The sequence below is a fragment of the Parvibacter caecicola genome (assembly GCF_003725335.1).
Classification (GTDB): Bacteria; Actinomycetota; Coriobacteriia; order Coriobacteriales; family Eggerthellaceae; genus Parvibacter; species Parvibacter caecicola.
Window position 1 is genome coordinate 73433 of the sequence record NZ_QIBY01000009.1, and the last position, 11683, is coordinate 85115.

General features: G+C 61.6%; 13 protein-coding genes and 1 CRISPR repeat array. Of the genes, 7 read left to right on the forward strand and 6 right to left on the reverse strand.

The window, feature by feature from the left end:
- Positions 1 to 184: 184 nt before the first annotated feature.
- The 4 genes from DMP11_RS06760 to DMP11_RS06775 all read right to left on the reverse strand — a co-directional run bounded on the left by DMP11_RS06760 (position 185) and on the right by DMP11_RS06775 (position 3004).
- Positions 185 to 859, reverse strand: a complete 675-nt coding sequence (locus DMP11_RS06760; RefSeq protein WP_123185747.1) for an HAD family hydrolase — start codon at positions 857 to 859, stop codon at positions 185 to 187.
- A 153-nt stretch (positions 860 to 1012) separates the two neighbouring features.
- The gene (hypE, locus tag DMP11_RS06765; protein WP_123185748.1) at positions 1013 to 2038 is read right to left on the reverse strand and encodes a hydrogenase expression/formation protein HypE; all 1026 of its coding nucleotides are present in this window, start codon (positions 2036 to 2038) and stop codon (positions 1013 to 1015) included.
- Positions 2039 to 2321: 283 nt separating this feature from the next.
- Positions 2322 to 2744: a nickel-responsive transcriptional regulator NikR gene (gene nikR / locus DMP11_RS06770; RefSeq protein WP_123185749.1), complete on the reverse strand. Its 423-nt coding sequence runs from the start codon at positions 2742 to 2744 to the stop codon at positions 2322 to 2324.
- Positions 2745 to 2749: 5 nt separating this feature from the next.
- Entirely contained in the window at positions 2750 to 3004 is a 255-nt protein-coding gene (locus DMP11_RS06775; RefSeq protein WP_123185750.1) for a dynein gamma chain protein, read from the reverse strand.
- A gap of 107 nt (positions 3005 to 3111) precedes the next feature.
- Between DMP11_RS06775 and DMP11_RS06780 the strand changes: the two genes are divergently transcribed.
- From DMP11_RS06780 to DMP11_RS06795, 4 genes are all read left to right on the forward strand, one after another.
- On the forward strand, positions 3112 to 3663 hold the full coding sequence (locus DMP11_RS06780; RefSeq protein ID WP_123185751.1) for a hypothetical protein: 552 nt from the start codon (positions 3112 to 3114) through the stop codon (positions 3661 to 3663).
- A gap of 236 nt (positions 3664 to 3899) precedes the next feature.
- Complete coding sequence (locus DMP11_RS06785; protein ID WP_161555325.1) at positions 3900 to 4511, forward strand: DUF2628 domain-containing protein; 612 nt, start codon at positions 3900 to 3902, stop codon at positions 4509 to 4511.
- A 113-nt stretch (positions 4512 to 4624) separates the two neighbouring features.
- Entirely contained in the window at positions 4625 to 4921 is a 297-nt protein-coding gene (locus tag DMP11_RS06790; protein WP_123185765.1) for a nucleotidyltransferase domain-containing protein, read from the forward strand.
- Complete coding sequence (locus DMP11_RS06795; RefSeq protein ID WP_123185753.1) at positions 4905 to 5303, forward strand: HI0074 family nucleotidyltransferase substrate-binding subunit; 399 nt, start codon at positions 4905 to 4907, stop codon at positions 5301 to 5303. The genes DMP11_RS06790 and DMP11_RS06795 overlap by 17 nt, the downstream gene beginning before the upstream one ends.
- Before the next feature lie 127 nt (positions 5304 to 5430).
- On the opposite strand, the gene DMP11_RS06800 is transcribed toward DMP11_RS06795, so the two are convergent.
- Together DMP11_RS06800 and DMP11_RS06805 are read right to left on the reverse strand one after the other, a co-directional pair.
- Positions 5431 to 5619 (reverse strand): ATP-binding protein, encoded by a 189-nt coding sequence (locus DMP11_RS06800; RefSeq protein WP_123185754.1) that lies wholly within the window; start codon positions 5617 to 5619, stop codon positions 5431 to 5433.
- A gap of 171 nt (positions 5620 to 5790) precedes the next feature.
- A CRISPR array of direct repeats spans positions 5791 to 6067; the repeat unit is 29 nt; unit sequence CTGCCCGGATTACCCCGCTAGTCCGGGCA.
- Positions 6068 to 6345: 278 nt separating this feature from the next.
- A complete protein-coding gene (locus DMP11_RS06805; protein WP_123185755.1) occupies positions 6346 to 6906 on the reverse strand; it encodes a TetR/AcrR family transcriptional regulator in 561 nt (186 codons plus the stop codon).
- A gap of 265 nt (positions 6907 to 7171) precedes the next feature.
- Here DMP11_RS06805 and DMP11_RS06810 point away from each other — a divergent pair, with 265 nt between their 5' ends.
- From DMP11_RS06810 to nrfD, 3 genes are all read left to right on the forward strand, one after another.
- Positions 7172 to 9673, forward strand: coding sequence for a molybdopterin-containing oxidoreductase family protein (locus DMP11_RS06810; RefSeq protein WP_161555326.1), 2502 nt, complete (start codon positions 7172 to 7174; stop codon positions 9671 to 9673).
- Positions 9674 to 9790: 117 nt separating this feature from the next.
- Entirely contained in the window at positions 9791 to 10303 is a 513-nt protein-coding gene (locus DMP11_RS06815; RefSeq protein WP_328590235.1) for a 4Fe-4S dicluster domain-containing protein, read from the forward strand.
- Positions 10304 to 10317: 14 nt separating this feature from the next.
- Entirely contained in the window at positions 10318 to 11586 is a 1269-nt protein-coding gene (gene nrfD, locus DMP11_RS06820; protein WP_123185758.1) for an NrfD/PsrC family molybdoenzyme membrane anchor subunit, read from the forward strand.
- Positions 11587 to 11683 lie beyond the last annotated feature (97 nt).

An 11683-nucleotide genomic window follows, 5' to 3' on the forward strand; every position in this document is an offset into this window, starting at 1 on the left:
GGGGGCCTGTCGGTTTCGCCGCAGCTGCCATGCGCTTCGCATTGCGGGGCAGGCGTTCTCTGCCCGCCCTGGGCCGCAACTGCATGCGGGCGTCGGTTAAGGCGGGGATAGACCCCCTGCCTTCCGATTGTGCTCCGTCGGTTCGCGGCCGGGCATAGGCCTCGACCGCCGCCGTCCCATTCTACTACTTGCCCTCGATCAGCCACGCCAGTTCGCGGGGGTCGTTCACAATCAGGTGCGGCCGCACCGGTTCAGGGTCGAAGTCTTCCACCGGGTGATAGCCCCAGGCCACTGCCACGCCGAACGCGCCCGCCGCCTTGGCGGTGCGGATGTCATTGGGGGAGTCGCCCACGTACATGCACTCATGCGGCTCAAACCCCAGTTCAGCGATGGTGTGGCGCAGGCCCTTCGGGTCGGGCTTGCGGGGAATGTCCTCGCTTTCGCCATGCACGGCGGCAAAATAGCCCGGCAGGTACTGGGCCACCACTTCCTGCACGCCGGTGTCGAACTTGTTGGACAGCACCCCCAGCGCAATGCCGTCGGCCTTCAGCTGGTCCAGCGTTTCCACCACATGGGGGAAGGGGTGGGTAAGGCGGGTGCCAATTTCGTGATGGATGCGACACCAGTCCTCGTACACTTGCTGCAGCTGCTGGGGCGAGGTGCCCTCCGGTACCGCCTGCGAAATGAGCGACTGCACGCCGTTGCCCACGAAGCCCAGGATTTCCTGTTGGTTGCGCGGCGGCATGCCTGCCTGCTGAAGAGCGGTGTTGGTGACTTCCACCAGGTCGGGCAGGGTATTGAGCAGGGTGCCGTCCAGGTCGAAGATGATGGCTTTGAACTGCGGTGCATCGGTGGTCATGGTTGCTCCTTAGGCTTCACAAATTGCGAAACCCCATTTTAAGCTGAAAGCCCGCCATCGCCAGGGCTTGTTGCGCCGCTGGAACGCGGTCACAACAATTCGTTCACGATGGCGGGCATGAAGCCGTGCGGAACAAGGGCCGGTGTTGTGCCCCTAGCAAATGCGGGGCAGCTGTTCGCCCACCAGCATGTCCAGAATGCGGGTGCTGCCGAAAGCGGTGCGCAAAAACACCTTCGGCCCGCGGTCGGCGCGGGCTTCCGTCACTTCGCCGATGATGGCGGCGTCCTGCCCGTAAGGGCTATGGCGCATGGCCTCAAGCGCGGCTTCAGCCTGGTCGGCCGCCACCACGCACACCATCTTGCCCTCATTGGCCACTTGGAACACGTCGTAGCCCAGCATCTCGCAGGCGCCCAGCACTTCGCTCTTCACCGGCACGGCCTCTTCTTCCACAGTGATGTCCACGCCCGCCTGGCTGGCCAGCTCGTTCAGGGTAGAGGCCAGGCCGCCGCGGGTGGGGTCGCGGAAGCAGCGCACGTCGGGGGCCGCTTCCAGCACGGCGGCAATCAGGTGGTTCAGCGGCGCGGCATCGCTCTCCAGCGTGGTGGAGAAGTTCAGCCCCTCACGGCAGCTCATGATGGTGATGCCGTGGTCGCCCAGCGTGCCGGACACCAGCACCTTGTCGCCGGGGCGGCACTGGGCGCCTCCCAGGTTGATGCCGGGGGCCAGCGTGCCCACGCCGCTGGTGTTGATGAAGATGCCGTCGCCGTGCCCGCGGTTCACCACCTTGGTGTCGCCGGTCACGATGCGCACGCCCGCCTCCTTCGCCGCTTCCGCCATGGAGGCGCAGATGCGGCGAAGGTCCTCCAGGGGGAAGCCTTCTTCCAAGATGAAGGCGCAGGTGAGGTAAAGGGGAGTGGCGCCGCTGGTGGCCACATCGTTCACGGTGCCGCACACGGCCAGCCGCCCGATGTCGCCGCCGGGGAAGAAGTGCGGCGTAACCACGAAGCTGTCGGTGGAGTAGGCCAGCCGCTGCCCCGCCTCGGGCGCCGGCAGCACCGCCGCGTCGTCGCCCTTCAGCAGATCGTCGTTGCCATAGGCGGCGAAGAACACTTCGTCGATGATGCGCTTCATCATGGTGCCGCCACTGCCGTGGCCGAGCATTACCGTTTCAGTTGCCATTGCACTCCCTTACATATATATGTAGCGAAAAACTACGGCGAAAATCTGCAGGGCCCTTTTCGCCGTGTCGCGTTTGCCCTCATCAGAACAGCGTTCCGAAAAAGAGCAACGCACTTGTAATGCGTAGGTCGCCTCTTTGCGCGCAGTCCGCGTCACTGTCCGCGGCAGCGTCCCTTCGCAAGGGTCTGCCGCCCAGCGTCAGTTCCCCTTGCGCGGCTCTGCGCTGCTCGGCTTCGGCCTCGCACCGGCACCCTTTCGCAAGGCGCCGGCGCCATCCCTTCCGCTAAATCACGCAGCCGGTGGTGGTCACAGTCAGGTTGCCGTGGGACACGCCTTTGGTGCCCAAAATCATGTTGGCGATGTCTTGCACCACCCCTGTTTCGCCTTTGAGGATGATTACCTCCAGGCACAGCGATTCGTTGATGTGCACGTGGGTGGTGGACACGATGTTGCCGTAGTAGAGGTGCTGGATGTGGTGCATCTTCTCCTGCACGTCGTGGGCGTGGTGGTCGAACACCACGGTGAGGGTGCCCATCACCACTACGCCGGGCATGCCGCAGTCGTCCTCTACCAGGGCGTCGCGTACCAGGTCGCGCACTACTTCGCTGCGGTTCTTCGCCAGGCCGCGGCGGGCCACCAGGCGATCGAACCGCATCAGCAGGTCCTCGGGCATCGCCACTGAGAACCGCACCAGGTCGTTAGCCATGGCGGCTACACAAGGCTTACAGTGACGCCGCTGGTTTCGGTGGCGTCGTCTTCCAAGGCGTCCTTGGCCTCGTCCAGCAGCGCGCGCACGTCGTCCAGCAGCGCCTGGGCGGCATGCAGCTTGGCGTCCACCGTGGCGTAACCGGCGTCGCCGGCCATGTGCCCCAGGGTGTGCACCCAGCGGCGCTCCACCTTGATGTGGTCGTCAATTTGGTCGATCATCTGCTCGAATTGCCCCGCGTTCACTCCGTTGCTGCACATGGCAAACTCCTGTCTTTTCGGGATGTCAATGGGGCTAGTATGCTACTTTATAGGCATGAAAGCGCGGTGAATCGGGGTGCGGTGTGAAAGAAAGCCAAAAAAGTAACATGCTTTTCGCGACGGCGGAAGCGGTGCTGGCGCAGTTTCCGCTGCAGGTGCAGGGGTGCCCGAACGCGTCGCTTATGTGCGTGAGCTCGGGGCCGCTGCCGGCCCAGGCCCGCGATGCCGTGACCGCCTCCGCCGAGCGCCTGGGCTACGGCCGCGAAAACGTGGCCTGGGTAGAAGTGGCGCCCGCGACCGCCGAGGAAGAGCCCGCCACCGCGCCCCCCAGCGCGGCCAGCGGAGAAGGCGCCGCAGCCCCCAAGAAAGAACCCGCGGCCGCGCTCCCCAGCGCGGCCGATGCCGCCGATGCGGCCCCGCTGACGGAGCTGCAGCTGCGCACCATCGTGGAAGGGCTCGACCCCGTGGCCCTGGTGGTGGCGGATGCCGCAGCGGCGGCGCTGCTGGCGGAGGCCTACCGCCAGCCCGTCTTCTGCGACCATCCCAATCGCCTGTCCGCCCGTTCGGTGGCCGCTTTCACCAATTTCGCTGCTCTCCTGGAAACCCCCGAAGGCAAACAACGCGCCTGGTCCCTCCTCAAAGAGCTAACACTGGAATAATCCCCGCCCCAAACACAAAAGAAGCGCCCCAACCGGAGCGCCCCTTCTGGTTACTGCCGGCGCAATGCCCGGCAGTAGCTGCTCGTTGTTAACGGGCGGAAGGGAAATATCTGCATAAGTCCTTTTCGCAAGTGCAATTGTTGTAAAACATCAATAGTGATATTATTGCATTGTGATAACCGTATGCCCGGTTGCCCATGTTATGCCACGGGCTCGTTTCGGCAGGAGGAGAGGGAATGGGAGCAGTTAACAACTGGGAGCCAGCCGATGTTCCGGTGGCAGCGCCCGTGAATGGCGCCAAGCCAGAGCAGGTTTCCGGATCTGACCTCAGCGAGGTGGCACAATGCCACGATGAAGAATACGAGAAAGCGCGCTGCTACTACGCCTTTATCGAAGGGCCCGTTCCGGATCCGCTTGACGAAGCCAAGAATCTCAAAATGTTTCACAGGATGAAAGCCCAATACTCCTTTAGCTTTCCCACGGTATTTCTTGGCGCAATATATTTGGCCTATCGAAAGTGCTTCATAGGGGCCTTGGGCATGGTTGCGGCTGGCGTTCTGCTCGGAGTGATTAATCTGCTGCTCATTCCGCTGATTGGAAACGTGGCAAAAATGGTAACCCGTTTCGAAAGCCTCCTCTTTGCATGTTTCTTCTACCGCGTCTATCGATGGACCGCCGATCGCGTATATCGCAAGGGGGTGCAGCAGGGGTTGAGGGGTGAGGCCCTGGTTAACCACATGCGCGCCCATGGTGGCGTTAGCATCTTAGCCGCGGCTGTTGCCGTGCTCGTTTTCCTCGCGGTGTTTGCCCTGTTAGCAACTTGCCTATATTTAGCAGAAGTGGGCTAGAGGCAATTTAGCAAAAGTTTATTGGCCAAGGGCCGGTTTTCACTGGCTTCCCTGGTCGCCGCGCCCTCATCTTAGCCCCAGGATGTTCCGGAAGCCGTTGTACAATGGGCGGCATGGAAAATGCAGGGATAAAACAGCCGGTTTTGGAGAGCATCGTGGAGTGCGCGCAACGCCATGGCCTTGCGCGGGTGGTGCTGTTCGGGTCGCGGGCGCGGGGCTCCCATCGCCCGAAGAGCGACATTGACTTGGCTCTGGCGGGCGGCGATCAAGCGCGGTTCGTGTTGGACCTGGAGGAAGAGGCGCCCACGCTGCTGCGATTCGATTTTGTGGACCTGGACGGCGCGGCTTCCCCTGAGCTTTTGGCCCGCGTGCAAGCCGAAGGAAAGGTTCTCTATGAAGAAGAGAGATAACTACGTGGCCCAGCTGACGGTTCTCCAGGGCGCGGGGCTGGAGGATCTGTCCAACGAGTTTGTGGTTAGCGGCATAATCAACAAGTTCGCCCTTCAGTTCGAGCTGGCGTGGAAGCTGATGAAGGAGACACTGGCCTACGAAGGCGATATGGCCGCCGCCAGCGGGTCGCCGCGCGAGGTGCTAAAGGCGGCCTTCGCTGCTTACGATTTTATTGACGAAGACTTGTGGCTGGAGATGCTAAAGGCCCGCAACGAGCTGTCGCACATTTACGATGGAGACGCCGCGCAGAAAATGGTGAGCCGTATCATCGAGGCTTATATTCCGCAGTTTGTCGCGGTTCGCGAAGGGCTGGACGAGTTGTATTCGGGAGTGCTGTTTTAGCGCGGGGCATAGAGGCTCGTTGGCTCTCACAAAAGGTTAAGACGCAGAAGGGGGCCCCAACCGGAGCGCCCCTTCTGGTTACTGCCGGCGCAATGTCCGGCAGTGGCTTGCTTGCGAAATTCGCCGTTTAGTCCTCGGCGATCTCGGGGATGGCGCCCATGGGGCACTCTTCCACGCAGTCGCCGCAGGCAACGCAGGCATCCTCGTTCACGGCCTCGGCCACGCCGTTCACAACTTCCAGCACCTCTTGGGGGCAGGCATCGACGCAAATGCCGCAGCCAATGCACTCATCGGTTTCAATAACGGGATGGGACATGGTTTCTCCTCTTTTCGGGGTTCACTTGCGAAGGCATTTTCAGCGCTTCGGCTGTTCGTAGCGCAAGATACCATTACATATCCCGCGCGCAAGGGAGATTCACAATTTTTCGGCAGGAAGGATGAAAGCCCGTAACCCAAGCTCGTCCCCGCCGGCCAGCGGCGCCCGTCTCTGCCCGGATTACCCCGCTAGTCCGGGCAAGCCTCCTGCCGTGCGGCGTTGTGCCTACCCCTCTGCCCGGATTACCCCGCTAGTCCGGGCAGAGTGCCTGCGGGAGCCCCGCCGAGCGCGCCCCCTGCCCGGATTACCCCGCTAGTCCGGGCAAGGGGCCCGCCGGCGTGTCGCCGGGTTGTCTATTTGACCGGATTACCCCGCTTGTCCGGCCAGGCGGGGTACTGCTTCGTCTCGCCCGTCGCCTTCTGCCCGGATTACCCCGCTTGTCCGGGCGCGGTGGCGGAAATAGGCGCCTATTTCCGCCACGGCTCGGGTTCAGAGGAGGTTTCGCGGGGCCCCTGGCAGGAATAGGCGCCTATTCCTGCCAAAGTCGCGGAGTTGGAGGAGTTGTGGTGCTTTGCTGGCAAGAATAGGCCGCTATTTCCGCCACGGCTCGGAGAAAAGGGGTGTTTTGCCACGTGCTGGCGGAAACAAGCTCCTAGTTCCGCCAGGGACGCCTCGGGCATCTTTTCTGTGCGGACGCGCCTCCACTGCGCGCCCGTGCGACGGGCGTTAATCCAAGTGAAACTTGCCGACGCCAATTTCGCGCGGCCGAGCAAAGATCCAGCGCAGCCCGTACCTGACAAACTGCTCTGGCGAAATGGAGCAGTCGTCTTCGAGCCAATGCATGATGGAGCCTATGCTGGCGCACGTTGTGCTGTAGGCGGCGAACTCCTTCTCCTCTTCGCTCATGTCGGGCGAGTCGAAGCTCTCGCGGTGGATGATCAGCAGCTGCTGAAAATAGTAGCCCACAAGTTCCAAATGCTCGTTGTTGAGGGTTTTTTTGAAAAAATCCTTCTTGTTGAGGATGGCCACCATCGAGCGGTCGTAGGTGAGTAGATGGGGAAAGTTCAGCTGATCTCCGAAGGCAAGGTCGTAAATTCCTGCGACCGGATCCAGGAGATAGGAATCTATTATCTTCTCGAAAACCGCCTGTTTTCCTTGAAAGCATCGGTAAAACGTGCGGCGGGATACGTGGGCCTTTGCGCAGATGCTGTCGATCGAGGTCTTATTGTAGCTCGTTTCCACAACACAGCGTTCGAAGGCCTCGATTATTGCGGCATGTGTGTCCATCGGCGCCCCCCACGTCGGATTCGGAAACCCCGCACCGCCAAGGAAAGCGGAGCTTGGTGCAGAGAATTATAGCACAAACAAGTAAAAGTGTGCCACGAGAAGAGGCTTTCCACTAAAAAAGTGCCAAATGTAGGCACGGGCACGATTCATTGGAAATTGAAAGCCTCGGTATTGCTCCATAACCTCGAACAGAGTGGCGAGTCACATGCGAATTGACGCGCCGCTCTCTGTAGGGGCGCAAGGCGCCAATTGGAGAGGAGAGGGAATGGAAGAGAGAATAGGGAAAAGCAGTCAGCTGAGCCGGCGAAGTTTTCTGAAGACTACAGGCGTAGTGGCCGCGGCAGGACTCGGCGCGGCTTCGGGGGCGGTTGCTCTAGGCTCCTTGGCCGAGCAGGCGGCTGCCACTGAGGTGCCGCAAGAGGAGAGCTTTATCAACATGTGCCGCGGCAACTGTGGTGGCCGTTGCCTTCTTCGGTCTACGGTTCGCGAAGGAAAAATCGTGAAAACCCAGCCGGAAGAAGTGCCTGCCGGGGCCGAGGCCTATCGTCACGGGTGCGTTAAAGGCGCGGCAACCCCACAGCGACTGTATGCCGCTAATCGCATTTTGTATCCCATGAAACGTGTAGAGGGAACGGAGCGCGGAGCCGGCGAGTGGGAACGCATCACCTGGGATGAGGCGTTTAGCACCATCGCCGAGCGCTTCAAGGACGTGGCCGACACCTACGGGCCGGCAGCAAACGCCATGTGGTTCTCTTGGGGCAGCATCGGTTACCTGAACGGGGCGGCATCCGGCTTCTCCAACGCCGGCGGTTACAGCATGGGCGGCAGCGGACTGGGCTTCCTGCACTTCATCAAGACGTTCGCCCCCACCACTATCACCCCCTCGGCCGACATGTCTGAGATGTACATGCAGTATGTGCAGCTGCTGTTTCCCGGCAACAGCCAGAATGATCCGGAGCGCTCGAAGTGCATTCTCATTTGGGGACTGAACCCCACCGATGCCGTGCGCGGCATGTGGCCTTCGATCTGCACTGCGAAAGAGAATGACGCCAAGATAGTTACTATAGACCCGCAGTACACCACAGCGGCTGCCCACTCCGACATCTGGGTGCCCATCCGGCCCGGTACTGATGGCGCATTTGCGCTTGCAATGGCCAACTACTTGATTGAGCAGGGCAAACTTGATTACGACTTTCTGAAAAATCAGTCGGTGGCGCCCTTGCTCATCAAGGAGGACGGCACCTATCTGAAGATGTCGGATCTTGGCGTTGAGCCCCAAGAGGGCCCGGTGAACATGATGACCGGTCAGCCAACGGTGATAAATCCCGAAGTGGTCATCGATGAGACGACTGGCCAGCCCGTTGCGCAAACCGAGACGGCTACCCCGGCGCTGCGCGGATCATACGAAGTGGCAGGGTTCAAAGTACGCCCGGTTTATGATTTGGTGCTGGAGAAAATTGCGCCCTTCACGGTGGAGTTTGCCGCCGAGGAATGCGGCCTTGAACCAGACCTCATCAGGAAAGTCGCCGATTTGTATGCGGCCAACTCGCCCAGCACCATTGCCACCTATCAGGGGCTGGGGCATCATGCAAACTCGCGACATACCTACAAAAACCTGCTACTGCTGGCATGTCTCACGGGCAATATGAACAAGCCCGGTGCCACCATCTATCACAATTACGTGACCAGCAAAGTGCTTCCCAAGGCCAACCGCGGCGACATGATTGAGGCCCTCATGACCGGTGTGCAGAACATGGCCATAACGTCGCAGCTTGTGCCGCGGCTCATGGAGACGGGCAAGTACAACGGCCAAGATTTCCCCATTCGCAACATCATGTTCATTAACGGCAACCCCCTTGCTAGCGAGTCGGGGCGCCAGGCCATGATTCAGGCGGCGTTGAAGGCGGATTTCCTGGTGACAGCAGATTCGTTCATGACCGATACCGCCAAGTATTCCGACATGGTGCTGCCGGTGTGTTTGTCCTGGGAAGAGGAGGATTTCGTTTCGTTCACCCAGCATGCCATGCTCATGCAGAAGGCGGTGGAGCCGGCGGGCGAAACCAAGAGCGACATGGACATTTACCGGGGCATCGCGTCGGCCATGGGGCAGGAGATCCTGCCGCTTTCCGACGAGGAGTACCTGCGAAATTACTTGTCTGACGAAGCGAACGTTGCCAGTGGTTGCACCTACGACGAGCTCAAGGAAAAGGTGTACGTTTGCGATTACGACTTCCCTTACAACGTGGGGGTGGAGACGAACCCAACCGGGCGTACGCAGTTTTACATTTCCGAGGTCACGCCGCGCGATATCTTCGGCCAGACTATCGAGGACACTGAGCGCATTCCTTGGTACGAGCCGGCGCTGGAGGCAACAATCCACAATCCCAACCTGGCGAAATACCCGTTGTTCGGGCTGAGCGACCACAATAATTATCACGCCCACTCCATCCATAACGACACTGAATGGTTGACGGAGCTTAAGGGCGAGCCGTCGGTTCGCATTCACAAAAATGTGGCGGAAGCGCGCGGCATCTCACAAGGCGACCTGGTTCGCGTGTACAACGACCGCGGCTATGCGGTGCTGAAGGCAGTTGTGACAACCGGCATTCGCGAGGACACGGTTCTGATGCCGCATGGATGGCAGTCTTATCACTACGTTGATGGCCATCACCAGGATTTGACGCTGGTGTACGAGGATCCGATCACTGGCAACGGGGCGTTCAACGACTATCTGTGCGAAGTAGAGCTCTATAAAGGAGGGGAATAGCCGATGACCCATTATGCGTTTGCCATAGATACAACGCGCTGCGTTGGGTGCAATAACTGCTCGATGATCTGCAAATTTGAGAACAACTTACCGTCTGGCGTATGGTGGAATCGGGCCATGACCGATGGAGGTCCGGCCGAGTACACGCCTGCCGGCGACGCGCCGAATGAGCTGAGGATGCGGTTCCTGACGCTGGGCTGCCAGCACTGCGAGAACCCGGCATGCGTGAAGGTATGCCCGGTGGGGGCAACCTTCCGCGATGAGGAGACCGGGATTGTCCGCCAGGATTACGACAAGTGCATCGGCTGCCGCATGTGCATGAGCGCCTGCCCCTACACCGGCGTTCGCAGCTTCAACTGGGAGGAGCCCGCCTATCCGCAAGACTTTGCCATGGGCGATGCGAACGCGGCGGAGCACCAGAAGCATACGGTGGAGAAGTGCACCATGTGCTACCACCGCGTATCCGACGGCCGGCGCCCGGCGTGCGCCGATGTCTGCCGCGCGGTGGCGCGCTGGTGGGGCGATGTGGAAGACCCCAACTCAGACATAGCAAAGATACTGGCGAAGCGGTCGTACGAAACGCTGCTGCCGGAAAAGGGCACCAAGCCCTCCGTGTACTACCTCGTCTAGAAAGGATGACCGCCATGACTAACCTCGAAAACGTCGGCGTCATCGACGACGACTTCGCCCCCGCCGCGGCGCCCGCGAAGGCCCGCGAGGCGGCCGGCGCCCGCGCGGCCGCGAAGAGCCGCGGGCTGAACGTGGCCATCGGCGTGTCGGCCGTGGTCACCGCCATCGGCATCGCGCTCTGGTTCACGCAGATGTCCGGCGGCATGGTGCAGACCGCCATGCGCAACCTGGACTCCTGGGGCCTCTACATCACGTCCTTCATGTTCTTCGTCGGCCTCTCCGCCGGCGGCCTGATCATCAGCTCCGTCCCCAAGGCCTTCGGGCTCAAGGGCTTCGGCGGCATCTCCAAGGTGGCCGTGATGACGAGCGTCGCCGCCACCGTGGCCGCGATCGGCCTCGTCGTGGTGGACATGGGCCAGCCCTTCCGGGTGTGGGAGCTCTTCGTCTACTCGAACCTTGGCAGCCCGCTCATGTGGGACATCATCGTGCTGATGGTGTACCTGATCCTCTCCTGCGTGTACCTCTGGGCCCAGATCGCCGCCGAGAAGGGCAAGGTGTCCCGCGCCGCCCTGCGCGTCATCTCGGTCGTCGCGCTCGTTTGCGCCGTGATGGTGCACTCCGTCACCGCTTGGATCTTCGGCCTGCAGCAGAGCCACGAGATGTGGCACACCGCCCTGCTGGCCCCCTGGTTCGTGAGCTCGGCGCTCGTGTGCGGCACCGGCCTCGTGATCTGCGCCGCCGTGGCCCTTCGCGCGGCCGGCTACCTGAAGTGGGAGCAGTCCGACCTGGTGAAGCTGGCCAAGCTCCTGGCCGTGTTCCTGCTGGTGGACCTGTACTTCTTCGGCTGCGACCTCCTCACCGAGGGCTTCCCGGCCGCCTCCGGCGCCGAGATCGTGGCCATGCTCGTCTCCGGCCCCTTGGCCCCCTTCTTCTGGGGCGAGGTCGTCCTCTCCGTCCTGGCCGTGGTCATCTGCGTGGTGCCGCGGCTGCGCACCACCCCGCTCATGGTGGTCGCCGGCCTCTTCGCCATCGCCGCCATCTTCTGCAAGCGCGTGCAGCTGCTGGTGGGCGGCTTCCAGATCCCCAACCTGGACTACCCCGCGGCCATGACCCCCTTCACCGTGACCAACTGGGAGGGCAACATGGCCCAGGCCTACTCCGGCCTGGTCTACTGGCCCACCCCCTTGGAGTTCGGCGTGGCGCTCGGCGTCGTGGCCCTCGGCTTCCTGGTGTTCTTCCTGGGCCTCAAGCTCCTGCCCCTGAAGCCCGCCGAGGACAAGTAGCCCGCATCTGCCCGATGCCATAAGGGCGGCCGGCCCGGCCGCCCGCCCCTCCGGGGCATGACAGGGGCATGACAGGGGACGGGGATAACGTCAGGTT